Annotated in this window: 28 protein-coding genes; all 28 read right to left on the minus strand. The window is 62.6% G+C overall.

The window, feature by feature from the left end; all coding sequences use genetic code 11:
- Positions 1 to 6: 6 nt before the first annotated feature.
- A complete protein-coding gene (locus tag AB8808_RS16415) occupies positions 7 to 510 on the minus strand; it encodes a hypothetical protein (RefSeq protein ID WP_369930678.1) in 504 nt (167 codons plus the stop codon).
- A 132-nt stretch (positions 511 to 642) separates the two neighbouring features.
- Positions 643 to 2,016: a class II 3-deoxy-7-phosphoheptulonate synthase gene (locus tag AB8808_RS16420; RefSeq protein WP_036140170.1), complete on the minus strand. Its 1,374-nt coding sequence runs from the start codon at positions 2,014 to 2,016 to the stop codon at positions 643 to 645.
- Between the two features lie 45 nt (positions 2,017 to 2,061).
- Complete coding sequence (locus tag AB8808_RS16425) at positions 2,062 to 2,562, minus strand: disulfide bond formation protein B (protein WP_369930679.1); 501 nt, start codon at positions 2,560 to 2,562, stop codon at positions 2,062 to 2,064.
- 157 nt (positions 2,563 to 2,719) lie between these two features.
- Entirely contained in the window at positions 2,720 to 3,106 is a 387-nt protein-coding gene (gene rplQ / locus AB8808_RS16430; RefSeq protein ID WP_036140166.1) for a 50S ribosomal protein L17, read from the minus strand.
- 209 nt (positions 3,107 to 3,315) lie between these two features.
- Positions 3,316 to 4,314 (minus strand): DNA-directed RNA polymerase subunit alpha, encoded by a 999-nt coding sequence (locus AB8808_RS16435; protein WP_036115434.1) that lies wholly within the window; start codon positions 4,312 to 4,314, stop codon positions 3,316 to 3,318.
- 18 nt (positions 4,315 to 4,332) lie between these two features.
- A complete protein-coding gene (rpsD, locus tag AB8808_RS16440) occupies positions 4,333 to 4,959 on the minus strand; it encodes a 30S ribosomal protein S4 (protein WP_036140163.1) in 627 nt (208 codons plus the stop codon).
- 11 nt (positions 4,960 to 4,970) lie between these two features.
- Positions 4,971 to 5,357: a 30S ribosomal protein S11 gene (rpsK, locus tag AB8808_RS16445; protein ID WP_007513384.1), complete on the minus strand. Its 387-nt coding sequence runs from the start codon at positions 5,355 to 5,357 to the stop codon at positions 4,971 to 4,973.
- Positions 5,358 to 5,369: 12 nt separating this feature from the next.
- Positions 5,370 to 5,726, minus strand: a complete 357-nt coding sequence (gene rpsM, locus AB8808_RS16450) for a 30S ribosomal protein S13 (RefSeq protein ID WP_036115440.1) — start codon at positions 5,724 to 5,726, stop codon at positions 5,370 to 5,372.
- 126 nt (positions 5,727 to 5,852) lie between these two features.
- Positions 5,853 to 7,172: a preprotein translocase subunit SecY gene (gene secY, locus AB8808_RS16455; protein ID WP_036140161.1), complete on the minus strand. Its 1,320-nt coding sequence runs from the start codon at positions 7,170 to 7,172 to the stop codon at positions 5,853 to 5,855.
- Between the two features lie 4 nt (positions 7,173 to 7,176).
- A complete protein-coding gene (rplO, locus tag AB8808_RS16460) occupies positions 7,177 to 7,608 on the minus strand; it encodes a 50S ribosomal protein L15 (RefSeq protein WP_036140160.1) in 432 nt (143 codons plus the stop codon).
- 3 nt (positions 7,609 to 7,611) lie between these two features.
- Positions 7,612 to 7,815, minus strand: coding sequence for a 50S ribosomal protein L30 (gene rpmD, locus AB8808_RS16465; RefSeq protein ID WP_036140158.1), 204 nt, complete (start codon positions 7,813 to 7,815; stop codon positions 7,612 to 7,614).
- Complete coding sequence (gene rpsE, locus AB8808_RS16470; RefSeq protein WP_029213879.1) at positions 7,808 to 8,317, minus strand: 30S ribosomal protein S5; 510 nt, start codon at positions 8,315 to 8,317, stop codon at positions 7,808 to 7,810. The genes rpmD and rpsE overlap by 8 nt, the downstream gene beginning before the upstream one ends.
- A 127-nt stretch (positions 8,318 to 8,444) precedes the next feature.
- Positions 8,445 to 8,795 (minus strand): 50S ribosomal protein L18, encoded by a 351-nt coding sequence (gene rplR / locus AB8808_RS16475; protein WP_036140157.1) that lies wholly within the window; start codon positions 8,793 to 8,795, stop codon positions 8,445 to 8,447.
- A gap of 30 nt (positions 8,796 to 8,825) precedes the next feature.
- Positions 8,826 to 9,353, minus strand: coding sequence for a 50S ribosomal protein L6 (gene rplF / locus AB8808_RS16480; protein ID WP_036140156.1), 528 nt, complete (start codon positions 9,351 to 9,353; stop codon positions 8,826 to 8,828).
- Positions 9,354 to 9,364: 11 nt separating this feature from the next.
- Positions 9,365 to 9,760: a 30S ribosomal protein S8 gene (gene rpsH, locus AB8808_RS16485; protein WP_036115455.1), complete on the minus strand. Its 396-nt coding sequence runs from the start codon at positions 9,758 to 9,760 to the stop codon at positions 9,365 to 9,367.
- 166 nt (positions 9,761 to 9,926) lie between these two features.
- The gene (rpsN, locus tag AB8808_RS16490) at positions 9,927 to 10,232 is read right to left on the minus strand and encodes a 30S ribosomal protein S14 (RefSeq protein WP_036115457.1); all 306 of its coding nucleotides are present in this window, start codon (positions 10,230 to 10,232) and stop codon (positions 9,927 to 9,929) included.
- Positions 10,233 to 10,245: 13 nt separating this feature from the next.
- Entirely contained in the window at positions 10,246 to 10,785 is a 540-nt protein-coding gene (gene rplE, locus AB8808_RS16495; protein ID WP_036115460.1) for a 50S ribosomal protein L5, read from the minus strand.
- Between the two features lie 12 nt (positions 10,786 to 10,797).
- Positions 10,798 to 11,109, minus strand: coding sequence for a 50S ribosomal protein L24 (gene rplX / locus AB8808_RS16500; RefSeq protein WP_036140155.1), 312 nt, complete (start codon positions 11,107 to 11,109; stop codon positions 10,798 to 10,800).
- Between the two features lie 13 nt (positions 11,110 to 11,122).
- Positions 11,123 to 11,491 carry a 50S ribosomal protein L14 gene (gene rplN, locus AB8808_RS16505; RefSeq protein WP_036115467.1) on the minus strand — a complete coding sequence of 123 codons (369 nt, stop codon included), beginning with the start codon at positions 11,489 to 11,491 and terminating at the stop codon, positions 11,123 to 11,125.
- A 14-nt stretch (positions 11,492 to 11,505) separates the two neighbouring features.
- Positions 11,506 to 11,766, minus strand: coding sequence for a 30S ribosomal protein S17 (gene rpsQ, locus AB8808_RS16510; protein ID WP_369930680.1), 261 nt, complete (start codon positions 11,764 to 11,766; stop codon positions 11,506 to 11,508).
- Between the two features lie 11 nt (positions 11,767 to 11,777).
- Positions 11,778 to 11,963, minus strand: coding sequence for a 50S ribosomal protein L29 (rpmC, locus tag AB8808_RS16515; RefSeq protein WP_036115473.1), 186 nt, complete (start codon positions 11,961 to 11,963; stop codon positions 11,778 to 11,780).
- A complete protein-coding gene (gene rplP / locus AB8808_RS16520) occupies positions 11,963 to 12,376 on the minus strand; it encodes a 50S ribosomal protein L16 (protein WP_036115475.1) in 414 nt (137 codons plus the stop codon). Before rplP ends, rpmC begins: the two co-directional genes overlap by 1 nt.
- Positions 12,377 to 12,387: 11 nt before the next feature.
- Positions 12,388 to 13,110 (minus strand): 30S ribosomal protein S3, encoded by a 723-nt coding sequence (rpsC, locus tag AB8808_RS16525; RefSeq protein WP_036140152.1) that lies wholly within the window; start codon positions 13,108 to 13,110, stop codon positions 12,388 to 12,390.
- Between the two features lie 15 nt (positions 13,111 to 13,125).
- Positions 13,126 to 13,461 (minus strand): 50S ribosomal protein L22, encoded by a 336-nt coding sequence (gene rplV / locus AB8808_RS16530; RefSeq protein WP_029213891.1) that lies wholly within the window; start codon positions 13,459 to 13,461, stop codon positions 13,126 to 13,128.
- Positions 13,461 to 13,733: a 30S ribosomal protein S19 gene (gene rpsS, locus AB8808_RS16535; protein ID WP_029213892.1), complete on the minus strand. Its 273-nt coding sequence runs from the start codon at positions 13,731 to 13,733 to the stop codon at positions 13,461 to 13,463. Before rpsS ends, rplV begins: the two co-directional genes overlap by 1 nt.
- Positions 13,734 to 13,746: 13 nt before the next feature.
- Positions 13,747 to 14,568 carry a 50S ribosomal protein L2 gene (rplB, locus tag AB8808_RS16540; protein ID WP_036140150.1) on the minus strand — a complete coding sequence of 274 codons (822 nt, stop codon included), beginning with the start codon at positions 14,566 to 14,568 and terminating at the stop codon, positions 13,747 to 13,749.
- Between the two features lie 18 nt (positions 14,569 to 14,586).
- Positions 14,587 to 14,880, minus strand: coding sequence for a 50S ribosomal protein L23 (gene rplW, locus AB8808_RS16545; RefSeq protein ID WP_036140147.1), 294 nt, complete (start codon positions 14,878 to 14,880; stop codon positions 14,587 to 14,589).
- Positions 14,877 to 15,479 (minus strand): 50S ribosomal protein L4, encoded by a 603-nt coding sequence (rplD, locus tag AB8808_RS16550; RefSeq protein WP_036140143.1) that lies wholly within the window; start codon positions 15,477 to 15,479, stop codon positions 14,877 to 14,879. The genes rplW and rplD overlap by 4 nt, the downstream gene beginning before the upstream one ends.
- Positions 15,480 to 15,490: the final 11 nt, after the last annotated feature.

Raw genomic sequence — 15,490 nt, forward strand, 5'->3', positions numbered from 1 at the left:
CGAAAATTACCGGATCGAGACCCTTCCGACGCACGCGAGGTCCGTGCCCCGCGTGTCACCCGCATGGACCAGTGGATAGACCTCGACATGCTGGCCGGGTCGATCGAACGCATCGAAGTTCCATCGACCATGCTCGCCGCGCGAGGTCTGGCGGGTGAAACCCAGTTGCTCCAGCGCTCCGGTGAAATGGGCGAAGTCTGGCGAGCAGATGCCCTGCGGCGATGGCTCAGCCTCGTCGACGGGCGAGAACGTGAGGTCCACCCGCAGACCGATCGAGGGCACCAACTGGCGTTGCACGCTGAACGACCAGTCGCCAGGAAGTTGCTGGGCGTAGCCGAAGTGGTCGGCGCTTACGCGCGTTACAGGTACCCCAAGGGCCTGGCCCATGGACTGCGGGGTCAGTTCCGCCACGGTCTTGTGCGACCGGATCAGCGCCATGACCCCCTCGAGCGCCTGGGTGGCCGTGATCCGGCCGGATGGCGTGGCGCCGTCTGTAGCGGAGCTGCGCACGCGTGAAGCCGCGTGGGTCATATCCTTTGCGCTCGCCACAGGTGTGGCGAGCGCAAAGCCAAGAGCGACGGCGACACCCAGTGGGAGTGCCGCCGATGAACAACCGCGAGACGGCTGCCTCATGAAAAAAGCTCAGGCCATACCGCCCGACTTCTTCACGATCAGCATCGCCAGTTCCAGTGACTGCTCGTAGTTGAGCCGGGGATCGACCATCGACTTGTACGCGCGATCCAGATCCGTCTCCACCAGGCCACGGGCACCGCCGAGGCACTCGGTGACGTTTTCGCCGGTAAGCTCGAGGTGCACGCCACCGAGGCGGGTACCGGCCGCGGCATGGATGTCGAACGCCTGGTCCAGCTCGCCCGCGATGTTGGTGAAGCGCCGCGTCTTGTAGCCGTTGCTGGTGCTCTCCGTGTTGCCATGCATCGGATCGGCGACCCAGAGCACGCGGCGACCTTCCCGCTTGACCGCCTCCAGCAGAGGCTGCAGCTGCGTGGCGATCTTGTCGTTGCCCATGCGATGGATCAGGGTCAGCCGACCCGGCTCCTCGTTGGGGTTGAGCACGTCGATCAGGCGCAGCAGTTCGTCCGGCTGCACGGTCGGGCCGACCTTCACCGCGATCGGGTTGCGGATACCGCGGAAGTATTCCGTGTGCGCGCCGTCCAGCGCCGCCGTGCGCATGCCGATCCACGGGTAGTGCGTGGAGAGATTGAACCAGCCGTCCTGGCGCGGCACCTGACGGGTCAGCGCTTCCTCGTAGTGGAGCAGGAGCGCTTCGTGCGAGGTGTAGAAATCCACCCGCGAATAGCTGGAGATCGACTGGCCGGCCAGGGTTTCCATGAAGCGCAGCGAATCGCCGATGGTGGCCACCATGCGCTTGTACTCGGCGGCCAGCGGCGAGTGGTCCACCCAGGCCAGGTCCCAATACTCGGGGTGATGCAGGTCGGCAAAACCACCGTCGATCAGCGCGCGGACGAAGTTCATCGTCATCGCGGAGCGGGCATGCGCCTTGATGAGTCGCTGCGGATCGGCGCGACGCGCGGCCGGCGTGAACTCGGGGCTGTTGACTAGGTCGCCGCGGAAGGCCGGCAGGGTCATGCCGTCACGCGTTTCGGCATCGGCGGAGCGCGGCTTGGCGTACTGGCCGGCAAAGCGACCGACGCGCAGCACGGGCTTCTTCATGCCATGCACCAGCACCAGGCTCATCTGCAGCAGCACCTTCAGCCGATTGGAAATGATCGGGCTGTTGCAGTCCGCGAAGCTTTCGGCGCAATCGCCGCCCTGCAAAAGGAATCGCTCGCCATCCTGCGCTTCGGCAATGCGCTGCTTCAGGGTGAGGACTTCCCACGAGGTGACCAGCGGCGGCAATTCGCCGAGCTGGGTCAAGGCGTGGTTGAGCTCCGCCGCGTCTTCATACGTCGGCTGCTGGAGGGCGGTCCTCGAACGCCACGAACCCGGCGTCCAGTCGGCGGACGAGGGAACTACGGCTTTGAGGGAGTGCTGCATGACGGTGGTGCCTTCGTAATGGCGCCTGGAGCGGCGCGGGAGAAATCAGCGAACGGTGCGACGGAGAGCGAGAAGCACCCAGACGATCAGGGCAATGAACCAGAGCAGGGTCCAGGCCGGCATGGGCAGCCCGAGGATGGGTTCGATCTTCGCGCACTCCCCGGAGCCGGTGAAGGCCAGCTTCAGCATCTTCATGAAGGGGAAGGCGTCGAACAGGTAACCCAGGCCGGGGCCGCAGGCGGGAACCTGGTCGGCAGGCAGCGATTGCAGCCACAGATGACGACCCGCCGTGGCAATGCCCCACAGACCACCCAGGGTGATGAGGCCCGCATACATGGATCGGCCGCGTCGCGTCGCCGGCGCGTGCAGGCCACCCAACAGGAAGAACAGGCCCATGATGCACACCGCGATGCGCTGGAAAATACACAGCGGGCACGGATCCAGGTGCATCACGTATTGCGAATACAAGGCGAAGGCCATCAGGCCGACGCAGACGAGGAAGGCCAGCAGGTAGCGCGAACGGAACGTCAGGGAGGAGAGAGCCATGGGTAACGGATAGGTGTCAGGACAACCACGTTAACCCGATGTGCATGCATTTGTCAGCAAGCACGTGAAGTTTCGTTTGTAACCGTAATTCAATCACTTGCATAAAAAAAACCCCGGCAGGTCACCCGGCCGGGGTTCTTTGGGACAACCTTGGCGCTTACTCGGCGTCGACGGCTTCGCCGGCGGTCGGGCGATCCACCAGCTCGACATATGCCATCGGGGCGTTGTCGCCCGGGCGGAAGCCGCACTTGAGGATACGCAGGTAACCACCGGGACGCTCGCGGTAACGGGGGCCGAGTTCGACGAACAGCTTGCCCACGGCAACCTTGTCGCGCAGACGCGCGAAGGCGAGGCGACGGTTGGCGACGCCATCGGTCTTGGCGAGCGTGATGAGCGGCTCGGCAACGCGACGGAGTTCCTTGGCCTTGGGCAGCGTGGTACGGATGAGCTCGTGCTTGATCAGCGACGAGGCCATGTTCTTGAACATGGCTTCGCGATGGCTGCTCGTGCGATTGAGCTTGCGACCGGATTTCTGGTGACGCATGACGTGTACTCTCTAAGTCTGTTGTTATGAAAAGCCGGCCGGGATGGACCGACGTTCCGCGGTTACCCGCTGATGCGAGGCTGTCAGTACGCCTCGTTATAAGAGGGCGGCCTCTATGGACCGCTGTCGATTCACGATGGAAGTGCTCGGGGCATCCACCGGATGGCGCAAAGGAACGGGGCGATCGAAAAGCGATCGCCCCGTGTGAATCAACCCAGCTGCATGCCGTGAGAAAGACCCGGCGGCGGCCAGTTTTCGAGCTTCATGCCCAGTGCGAGACCACGCCCGCCCAGGACATCCTTGATTTCCGTCAGCGACTTCTTGCCAAGGTTCGGCGTCTTCAACAGCTCGACCTCGGTCTTCTGGACCAGGTCGCCGATGTAGTAGATGCTTTCGGCCTTGAGGCAGTTCGCGGAACGGACCGTCAGTTCGAGGTCGTCGATCGGACGCAGCAGCAGCGGATCGAACCCGCCCTTCTCCGCCTTGGTCGAATCGCTCTCGCGGCGCGAGAAATCGCCGAACACCGACAGCTGGTCGTTGATGATTTCAGCCGCCTTGCGAACAGCGTCTTCAGCACCGATCGTGCCGTTCGTCTCGATGTCGAGCACGAGCTTGTCGAGGTTGGTGCGCTGCTCGACACGAGCGGCGTCCACTTCGTAAGCCACGCGCAGGACCGGCGCGAACGACGCGTCGAGCTGCAGACGGCCGATCGGCCGCGTCTCGTCATCCGGATGCTGGCGCGCGCTGGCCGGCTGGTAGCCGACGCCACGACGAACCTTCAGGCGCATGTTCAGGGCCACATCCTTGGTGAGGTGGCAGATCACATGGTCCGGGTTGACGATTTCAACGGAGTGGTCGACGGCGATATCGCCTGCCGTGACCACGCCCTTGCCCTTCTTCGAAAGCGTCAGGGTGACTTCGTCACCGCTGTGCTGACGAATGGCGACATCCTTGAGGTTCAGCAGGACTTCGATCACGTCCTCCTGCAGGCCTTCCAGAGTGGTGTACTCGTGCAGCACGCCGTCGATTTCGACCTCGACGATCGCGCTACCCGGGATCGAAGAGAGCAGCACGCGACGCAGCGCGTTGCCCAGGGTGTGACCAAAGCCACGCTCGAGCGGCTCGACCACCACCTTGGCGCGGTTGGCGCCGAGCTGCTCGACGCTGAGGCCACGAGGCCGCAGCACACTAGTTGACGAAACTGCCATGCAAGGCTCCGGTGAAGATTACTTCGAGTAAAGCTCGACGATCAGGGCTTCGTTGATATCGGCCGGCAGATCACCGCGATCCGGCACAGCCTTGAACGTGCCTGCGAACTTCTTGCTGTCGACCTCGACCCACGACGGACGAAGATCCATCGTGTCGAAAACCGTCGCTGCTTCCTGGACGCGCAACTGCGTGCGGGCCTTTTCGGTCAGCGAGACTTCGTCGCCCGGACGGACGTGGTAGGAAGGCACATTGACCTTCTTGCCATTGACCGTGACAGCCTTGTGGGCCACCAGCTGACGAGCCTGGGCGCGGGTAACCGCGAAACCCATGCGGAACACGACGTTGTCGAGACGGCTTTCCAGCAGGCGCAGCAGGTTTTCACCCGTGTTGCCCTTCTGGGTCGAAGCCTTGGTGTAGTAGTTGCTGAACTGACGCTCGAGCACACCGTAGATGCGCTTGACCTTCTGTTTCTCACGCAGCTGCACTGCGTAATCGGAAAGACGGGCGCGCTTGTTGGCGCCATGCTGACCGGGCTTGGTTTCGAGCTTGCACTTGGAATCGAGCGCGCGAGCCGGGCTCTTCAGACCGAGGTCGACACCTTCACGACGCGCAAGTTTGCAGGTAGCTCCACGATAACGGGCCATGGGTATGCTCCTTAGACGCGACGCTTCTTGGGGGGACGGCAGCCGTTATGCGGAATCGGCGTGACATCGATAATGTTGAGCACTTTGTAGCCCAACGCATTCAGTGAACGCACGGCCGACTCACGGCCCGGGCCGGGGCCCTTGATGCGAACTTCAACCGTCTTCACACCGTAGTCGCCTGCAGCGCGGCCAGCCTTTTCAGCGGCAACCTGGGCAGCGAACGGGGTGGACTTACGGGAACCGCGGAAACCCGCGCCACCGGCAGTCGCCCACGACAGGGCGTTGCCCTGGCGATCGGTGATCGTGACGATCGTGTTGTTGAAAGAAGCCTGCACGTGGGCCACGGCATCCGTAACGACGCGCTTGATCTTCTTCTTGGTTTTAACCGGCTTAGCCATAATCGGTATCCGTTACTTCTTGATCGGACGACGCGGACCCTTGCGGGTACGGGCGTTGGTACGCGTGCGCTGGCCGCGCACCGGCAGGCCGCGACGATGGCGCAGGCCACGATAGCAACCCAGGTCCATAAGGCGCTTGACCGCCATGCCGACTTCGCGGCGGAGGTCGCCTTCGACCGTGTACTTAGCGATTTCGGCGCGGATTTTCTCCACTTCGCCTTCGCTGAGCGACTTGATGGGAGTGGTCGGAACCACGCCGGCATCCACACAAACCTGCTTCGCCCGCGAACGGCCGATTCCGAAAATGCTCTGCAGGCCGACCCAGACATGCTTCTGGACCGGCAAATTGACACCCGCGATGCGCGCCATGATGTACTGTCTCCGATGCGTTTCGTGCGCGGTAAACGCGCAATTCTAACCTGAATTAACCTAAACGGGAAGTCCTGCGGCGCTGGGCGCCAAGGCCTCCCCTACTTGGGGGCTTAACGTCCAATCTCAGCCACGGCGAAGATTGGACTTCTTGAGCAGACTCTCGTACTGGTGGCTCACGAGATGGGCCTGGACCTGAGCCGTGAAGTCCATCACCACCACCACCACGATCAGCAGCGAAGTGCCGCCGAAATAGAACGGTACGTGCCAGGCGTTCTGCATGAACGTGGGCACCAGGCAGACCAGTACGATGTAAATCGCGCCAACACCGGTAAGCCGGGTCATGACGCCATCGATGTAGTCTGCCGTGGCGCGACCCGGACGGATGCCCGGAATCAGCGCGCCCGAACGCTTGAGGTTATCGGCCGTTTCCTGCGAGTTGAACACGATCGCCGTATAGAAGAAGGCGAACCCGATCACCAGCACCGCGAACACGATGTCGTGGACCGGCTCACCCGGGCTCAGCGCCGTGGTCAGCCACTGCAACCAGCGCGACTGGTGGGCGGAGCCGAACCAGGTAGCGGCGGTTGCCGGAAAGAGCAGGAGGCTGGTCGCGAAGATCGGCGGAATGACACCCGCCATGTTGATCTTCAGCGGCAGGTGCGAGGTCTGGCGCTGGAACTGACGTTGGCTGCCCTGCTTCGCGTAGTTCACGGTAATGCGCCGCTGGGCGCGCTCCATGAACACCACGAAGGCGGTGACCGCGAGAATCAGTGCCGTGACCATGAGCAGCTTCAGGACCGACAGCTCGCCGTTGTTCGCCATGGTCAGCGTGTGCGCGATGGCACCCGGGAGACCCGCGACGATACCGGCGAAGATCAGCATGGAGATACCGTTGCCGATACCCCGCTCCGTGATCTGCTCACCCAGCCACATCAGGAACATCGTGCCGGCGGTAAGGCCGACGACCGATGCCATGACGAAGCCGGCACCCGGCATGTAGACCACCGGACCGCTGGCGCCGACCTGCTTCTGCAGGGCGACCGCGATGCCGAAGGCCTGGAATGCCGCCAGGCCGACCGTGCCGAAACGCGTGTACATGGTCATCTTGCGACGACCCGCCTCGCCTTCCTTGCGCAGAGCCATGAGCGACGGTACGACCGAGCCCATCATCTGCACCACGATCGACGCCGAGATATACGGCACCACACCAAGCGCGAACACCGAAAAACGCGAGAGCGAACCGCCGGAGAACATGTTGACCATGTTCAGCAGGCCGCCACCACCCTCAACCAGGCTCGTCATCGCCTCGGGATTCACGCCCGGAACGGGAATGAACGAACCGAGGCGGAAGACGATCAGCGCACCAATCAAGAAGAAGATGCGCTGACGCAGTTCCGTCAGTTTGCCCAGCGAGCCGAGCGTTGTGCCCTGCGCTGCTGCCACCTGATTACTCCACGCTGCCGCCGGCGGCTTCGATAGCCGCCTTGGCGCCGGCCGTCGCAAGCACGCCCGAGAGCTTGATCGCGCGATTGATTTCACCCTTCAGGACGATCTTGACCTTCTTCGCGCGGCTGGTCACGAGACCGGCGGCGTGCAGAGCGATCAGGTCGATCGTGTCGGCCTGGATGGTGGCCAGCTGGTACAGCATGACCTGCTGCGTGTCGGCCTTCTTCAGCGAGCGGAAGCCCACCTTCGGCAGGCGACGCTGCAGCGGCATCTGGCCGCCTTCGAAGCCGACGCGGTGCGTGTTACCCGCACGGGCGTGCTGACCCTTGTGGCCGCGGCCGGCGGTCTTGCCGAGGCCGGAGCCGATACCGCGCGCGACGCGGGTACGGGTCTTGCGAGCGCCCTTGCCGGGCCTGAGATCGTTAAGACGCATGACTTACTCCTCGACCCGAACCAGGTAGTAGACCGTGTTGATAAGGCCACGGACCTGCGGGCTATCCTTCAGTTCGCGGACATCGTTGATCCTGCTCAGGCCCAGGGCCTTGACGCTCAGACGATGCCGACCCTGCACGCCACGCAGACCCTTGACCAGGCGCACGCGGACAGTACCGCCAGCGGCGGTTTCATTCTTCTTAGCCATTGCCGAGGACCTCTTCGATCGTCTTGCCACGCTTGGCGGCGATGCGCTTCGGCGAGGCGACGGCCTGCAGACCCTTGATCGTCGCGCGAACGAGATTGATCGGGTTGCGCGAGCCGACGGCCTTGGCGAGCACGTCCTTCACGCCGACCACTTCGAGGACAGCGCGCATGGCGCCGCCGGCGATGACGCCGGTACCCTGCGAGGCAGGCTGCATGTAGACGCGAGCCGCACCGTGGTTGGCCTTGATGGCGTACCAAAGCGTGCCGTTGTTGAGTTCGATGGACACCATGTTGCGGCGGGCGCGTTCCATGGCCTTGGAAATGGCGACCGGCACTTCACGTGCCTTGCCATAACCGAAGCCGACGCGGCCTTCGCCGTCGCCGACGACCGTCAGCGCGGTGAAGCTCATCTGGCGGCCACCCTTGACGGTCTTGGCCACGCGGTTGACGGCGATAAGCTTTTCAAGCATGCCGTCCGAATTTTCGCGATCTGTCGAGGACATCTCTTTTCCTGATAGCCCGGAATGGTGGTTAGCCGGGACTTCTGTTTACGGCTTGGTCGCCGCTTGGTGTTGTAGGTACATCGGGCGACACCGGCTCCGAGGAGCCGATGCCGTGGCCTGACGCCTCTTAGAACTTGAGGCCGGCCTCACGCGCCGCGTCGGCCAGAGCCTTGATGCGACCGTGATAACGAAAACCCGAGCGGTCGAACGCGACGGCTTCGATACCGGCGGCCTTGGCGCGCTCGGCAACGATGCGACCCACCGTGATGGCGGCCTCGACGTTCTTCTTGCTCTTGAGACCCTCGGCAACCGAGCTCTGCACGGTCGAGGCGGCTGCCACGACGGTGCCGTTCGGTGCGAAGACCTGGGCGTAGATGTGCTGACCGGTGCGGTGCACGCTCAGGCGGGCGACGGCGAGCTCACGGATGTGGGCACGGGTCGACTTGGCGCGGCGCAGGCGGGATGTATTCTTGTTCATCTTCTCGTCTCCAGAAAGCGGATAGGCCGATTAGGCCTTCTTGGCTTCCTTCAGGATGATCTTCTCGCCGGCGTAGCGAACGCCCTTGCCCTTGTAGGGCTCCGGCGAACGGAAAGCACGGATCTTGGCGGCCGTCTGGCCCACGAGCTGCTTATCGGCACCCTTGATAAGGATTTCCGTCTGCGTCGGGACTTCGATGGTGATGCCTTCCGGCGCGTCGAAGACGACCGGGTGCGAGAAGCCGAGGGACAGGTTGACGGCCTTGCCCTGGAGCTGCGCGCGATAACCGACGCCGACCAGTTCGAGCTTCTTCTCGAAGCCGTTGGCAACACCGGTGACCATGTTGGCGATGATCGCGCGGGCGGTGCCACCGAACTTGTCGTCGGCGCCATCGGCGAGAACGATCGAAACGACGCCGTTTTCCTGCGAGAGCGAAACGCCCGGCAGCTCGTGGGTCGTCAGGGTGCCTTTCGGGCCCTTGACCGAGACCGTGCCATTGGCAACGGAGAGTTCAACGCCCTTCGGGAGGGTGATGGGGAGCTTGGCTACACGTGACATGTCGGTACTCCTTACGCCACCTGGCCGATGACTTCGCCGCCCAGACCCTTGGAACGGGCCTGCGCGTCGGTCAGGAGACCGGCGGAAGTCGAGATGATCGAGATACCCAGGCCACCGAGGACCTTCGGCAGTTCGTCCTTGCCGCGGTAGACGCGGAGACCGGAACGGCTGACACGGGAAATGGTTTCAATGGCCGGACGGCCTTCGAAGTACTTCAGCTTGATCTCGAGGACCGGCTTGCCCGCTTCGTCAGCGGTACGGGCGTCGAGGATGTAGCCTTCGTTCTGCAGAAGCTTGGCCAGGGCCAGCTTCACTTTCGACGACGGCATACGAACAACCGCTTTGCCAGATGCCTGGCCGTTACGGATGCGCGTAAACAGATCGGCGATGGGATCAGTCATGCTCATAAGAAAAACCCTTGAGAGTACCGATATCCGTATGACCGGAAATCTTAAATTGTAGTGCCGACACATCGTCGGTCTGCATTGCGCAGACCAACGACTATAGCAGCATGAGACGCCCCGGACAAGTTTTGTCCAGGAGCGCCCTGCCCCGCCGAAGCGGAGGCTGGTTTTACCAGCTGGCCTTGCGCAGGCCCGGGACGTCACCACGCATGGTGGCTTCACGGAGCTTGTTGCGACCGAGGCCGAACTTGCTGTAGACGCCGCGCGGACGACCGGTCAGTGCACAGCGGTTACGCTGGCGCGACGGGCTCGCATCACGGGGAAGCTTCTGCAGCTTGGTCTGGGCTTCCATCTTCTCGTCGTACGAAGCGGTCGCGCTAAGAACGATCGCCTTGTATTCCGCACGCTTTGCAGCGTACTTCTTGACGAGCTTGGTGCGCTTGAGGTCGCGCTCGACCATCGAGGTCTTGGCCATGTTCTACCTGTGATCAGTTGCGGAACGGGAAGCTGAAAGCTTCCAGCAGCGCCTTGGCTTCTTCGTCGGTCTTGGCGGTGGTGGTGATGGAGATATCCATACCGCGCAGCGCGTCAACCTGATCGAAGTCGATTTCCGGGAAAATGATCTGTTCCTTGACGCCGAAGTTGTAATTACCACGGCCATCGAAGGCACGACCCGAGACACCACGGAAGTCGCGCGTACGCGGCAGCGAGATGTTGATCAGGCGGTCCAGGAATTCCCACATCTGGGCACGACGCAGCGTGACCTTGCAACCGATCGGCCAACCGTCGCGGATCTTGAACGAAGCGACCGACACGCGGGCCTTCGTCGTGATCGGCTTCTGGCCGGCGATCTTGGTCATGTCGGCGACCGCATTGTCGAGGATCTTCTTGTTACCGGCGGCTTCGCCGACGCCCATATTGAGCGTGATCTTCGTAATGCGGGGCACCTGCATGACGTTCTGGTAACCGAAGCGCTCAGTGAGCTTCTGCATTACCGACTCTTTGTAAAACGTTTCAAGACGGGTCATGACTTCGGTTCCTTACGCGTCGACTTCTTCGCCGGAGCGGAACACGCGCACCTTGCGCCCGTCCTCGAGCGTCTTGGTGCCAGCGCGCTCGCCCTTGTTGGTGGCGGAGTTGAAGAGCTGTACGTTGGAGATATGGATCGAGGCCTCACGTTCGACGATCCCACCCGGCTGGTTGGCCTGGGGGTTCGGCTTGGTGTGACGCTTGACCAGGTTGACGTTCGAGACGACGACGCGCTCGCCATCGACGCGCAGCACGTCGCCGCGCTGCCCCTTGTTCTTGCCGGTGATGACGACGACGTTATCACCCTTGCGGATACGGTTCATGTCTGGCCTCCGCTCAGAGCACTTCGGGCGCGAGCGAGACGATCTTCATGAACTTCTCGTTGCGCAGCTCGCGAGTAACCGGCCCGAAAATACGGGTACCGATCGGCTCGAGCTTATTGTTGAGGAGCACGGCCGCGTTACCGTCGAAACGGATCACGGAACCGTCGGCGCGGCGCACACCCTTGGCGGTACGAACCACCACGGCGTTATACACCTCACCCTTCTTGACCTTGCCGCGAGGAATGGCGTCCTTGATGGTCACCTTGATCACATCACCGACGCTGGCATAACGGCGCTTCGAGCCGCCCAGCACCTTGATGCACATCATTTCCTTCGCACCGCTGTTGTCCGCGGCGGAAAGCGAGCTCTGCACCTGAATCATGGCTGCTCTTCTCCTTAGACTTCAGCGCGCGTGACGATTTCGACCACGCGGTGATGTTTGGTCTTCGACAGCGGACGGCATTCCGCGATCCGCACCAGGTCACCCTCGTTCGCACCGGTGTCGTCATGTGCGTGAAGCTTCGTGGAGCGGCGGATGATCTTGCCGAGCAGCGGATGCTGCACCTGGCGCTCGATCAGTACCGTTACGGTATGGTCCATCTTGTTGCTGATGACACGTCCCGTGAGGGTGCGCGCCGTCTTCGTGTTATCACTCATGTCCGCCGTCCTTACTTCTTAGCGCCGAGCACGAACTTCGTGCGGGCGATGTCACGCCGAACGCGGCGCAGCTGGTGCGGCTGAGTGAGCTGACCGGAGCCCTTCTGCATGCGCAGATTGAACTGCTCCTTGCGAAGGTCCAGCAGATCCTGCTTAAGCTCTTCCGCCGACTTCTGGTTGATATCTTTGCTGGCCATTACATCACCGCCCTGGAGACGAACTGGGTCTGGACGGACAGCTTGGCTGCGGCCAGACGGAACGCTTCGCGTGCCGTCGTCTCGTCGACACCTTCGATTTCATAAAGCATGCGACCGGGCTGGATCGGAGCGACCCAGAACTCGACGCTACCCTTACCGGCGCCCATTCGAACCTCGATCGGCTTGCGGGTGATCGGCTTGTCCGGGAACACGCGGATCCAGAGCTTGCCGCCACGCTTGACGAAGCGCGTGATGCAACGACGGGCCGCTTCGATCTGGCGCGCGGTCAGCTGACCGTGCGTCGTCGCCTTGAGGCCGTACTCGCCGAAGCTCACGAGGTTGGAGTTGAACGCCAGGCCGTCATTGCGGCCCTTGAACTGCTTGCGGAACTTGGTGCGCTTAGGTTGCAACATGGCAACACTCCTTACTTGGCCGTCCGCTCGCGGCGGTTTTCACCACCATCGCGGCGCGACTGCTGAGGCTGCTGGTCTTCCTTCGACTCGGCCGTGGCAGCCGCCAGATCGAAGATCTCACCCTTGTAGACCCACACCTTGACACCGATGATGCCGTATTGGGTCTTGGCTTCGGCGGTGCCGTAGTCGATGTCCGCACGCAGGGTGTGCAGCGGAACGCGACCTTCACGGGCCCACTCGGAGCGAGCGATCTCGGCGCCGTTCAGACGACCGGAGACGTTGATCTTGATGCCCAGGGCACCAAGGCGCATCGCGTTGCCGACCGAGCGCTTCATCGCGCGGCGGAACATGATGCGACGCTCGAGCTGCTGAGCGATCGATTCGGCGACAAGCTGGGCGTCGAGCTCCGGCTTACGGACTTCGCTGACGTTGATGTGCGTCGGAACGCCCATCATGTCGGTGACTTCCTTACGCAGCTTCTCGATGTCCTCGCCCTTCTTGCCGATCACCACGCCCGGACGGGCGGTGTAGATCGTCACGCGGGCGGTCTTGGCGGGGCGCTCGATCTGGATCTTCGAGATGCCGGCGGCGGCGAGCTTCTTGCGGAGCATCTCGCGGACCTTGAGATCGGCCTGCAGATACACCGCGTACTCACCCTTGTTTGCGTACCACTTCGAGTTCCAGTCCTTGGCAATGCCGAGGCGGATACCGGTGGGATGAACTTTATGACCCATCGTCTCTTACCCCAGTCAGTTGCCAACAACCACAGTGATGTGGCTGGTGCGCTTCAGGATGCGCGAACCGCGGCCTTTGGCGCGGGCGTACATGCGCTTCATCGCCGGACCTTCATCGACGAAGATGCGGGCGACCTTCAGCTCGTCCACGTCCGCACCGAGATTGTTCTCGGCGTTGGCGACGGCGGAGAGCAGCACCTTGCGAACAAGGTGAGCGGCTTTCTTGTTGGTGAAGGCGAGCACGTCGCTGGCTCGGCCCACGGGCATACCGCGGACCAGGTCAGCCACCAGGCGTGCCTTCTGCGCCGAGATGCGGGCGCTGCGCAGGATCGCTTTGGCTTCGGTGCTCATCACTTGCCCTTCTTGTCGCCGGCGTGGCCCTTGTACGTGCGGGTCACCGCGAACTCGCCGAGCTTGTGCCCGACCATGTTCTCGTTGATCAACACAGGCACGTGCTGGCGGCCGTTGTGGATGGCGATGGTCAGACCGACCATCTCCGGCAGGATCATCGAACGACGCGACCAGGTCTTGATCGGACGCTTGTTATTGGCGGAAACGGCGGCTTCCACCTTTTTCACGAGGTGCAGGTCGACGAACGGACCTTTTTTTAGAGAGCGCGGCATGATCGTTTCCTAATTACTTGCGACGACGCACGATGAACTGCTCGGTGCGCTTGTTGTTACGCGTCTTGTAGCCCTTGGTCGGCGTGCCCCACGGCGAGACCGGATGACGGCCACCCGAGGTCTTGCCTTCACCACCGCCATGCGGATGGTCGACCGGGTTCATGACGACGCCGCGAACCGTAGGACGAATGCCGGCCCAACGCTTCTTACCGGCCTTGCCGAGCTTGCGCAGGCTGTGTTCGGAGTTGCCGACTTCACCGATGGTGGCGCGGCATTCAACCGGTACGCGACGCATTTCGCCGGAGCGAAGACGCAGCGTGGCATAGCCCTGCTCGCGAGCGACCAGCTGGACCGAGGCACCGGCGGAGCGTGCGATCTGCGCACCCTTGCCCGGCTTCATCTCGATGCAGTGGATCGTGGAACCGACCGGGATCGAACGAAGCGGCAGGCAGTTGCCCGCTTTGATCGGGGAGTCGGAACCGGACACGAGACGGTCGCCCACCGACACGCCCTTCGGCGCGATGATGTAGCGGCGCTCGCCGTCGGCGTAGCACAGCAGCGCGATGTGCGCGGTGCGGTTCGGATCGTATTCAAGACGCTCGACAACGGCGGCAATGCCTTCCTTGTCGCGCTTGAAATCGATGATGCGGTACGCCTGCTTGTGACCGCCGCCGCGATGACGGGTGGTGATGCGACCGTAATGGTTGCGACCGCCGGTCTTCGACTGCGATTCGGTCAGGGGCGCATAAGGAGCGCCCTTGTACAGACCTTCGGTCCGTACGCTGACTGCGTCGCGACGACCCGGGGAGGTCGGCTTGTGAGTGATCAGTGCCATCTCAATTCAACTCCTGGCTCAGGCCTTGGCCGACACGTCGATCGTATGACCGTCGGCGAGGCGCACGTAGGCCTTGCGCTTGCCCTGGCGGTTGCCAGTGCGATTGCGGAACGACTTGACCTTGCCCTTGGTGTTCACGAGGTTCACGTTCTCGACCTTGACGTCGAAAAGGTGTTCCACCGCTGCACGGACATCGGCCTTGGTCGCCTCAGGCGCCACGACGAAAACGTACTGGTTGTTCTCAGCAAGGCGAGCCGACTTCTCGGAGATGTGCGGCGCGCGAAGCGTATTGAGCGTGCGTTCGGTGCTCATGCGAGCCACTCCTCGACCTTCTTGACCGCGTCCACCGTCATGACGACGTAGTCGCTACCGACAAGGCTGACCGGATTCAGGGCCAGCACGTCGACGACGTGGATATACGGAATGTTGCGGGCGGACAGGTACAGCGCTTCGGTGGCGTCTTCCGACACCAGCAGCACGCGACCCTTGACTTCGAGCTCGGCGAGCTTCGCGATCATGCCCTTGGTGCTCGGGGCTTCCATCGACAGCTCGGTGACGACCTTCAGGCGATCCTGACGGTTGAGCTCGGCAACGATGGAACGAATCGCGACGCGATACGCCTTGCGGTTGACCTTCTGCTCGAAGCTGCGCGGCTTGGCCGCGAACGTCACACCACCGCCGACGAAGATCGGGGCGCGGTAATCGCCGTGGCGAGCACCGCCACCCTTCTGCTTCTTGAACTTCTTGGTCGTACCGGACATCTGACCGCGAGACAGCTGAGCCTTCGTGCCGGCACGGCCAGCCGCCTGATAGGCGGTGACGACCTGGTGCACGAGGGCCTTCTTGTACTCGCCGCCGAACACGTCGTCCGACACGGTGAGCGCCTTGGCGCCAATAACGTTGAGTTCCATGGCGTCTCTCC

This window comes from Xanthomonas sp. NCPPB 2632, assembly GCF_041228075.2.
In the GTDB taxonomy this organism is placed as follows: domain Bacteria; phylum Pseudomonadota; class Gammaproteobacteria; order Xanthomonadales; family Rhodanobacteraceae; genus Luteibacter.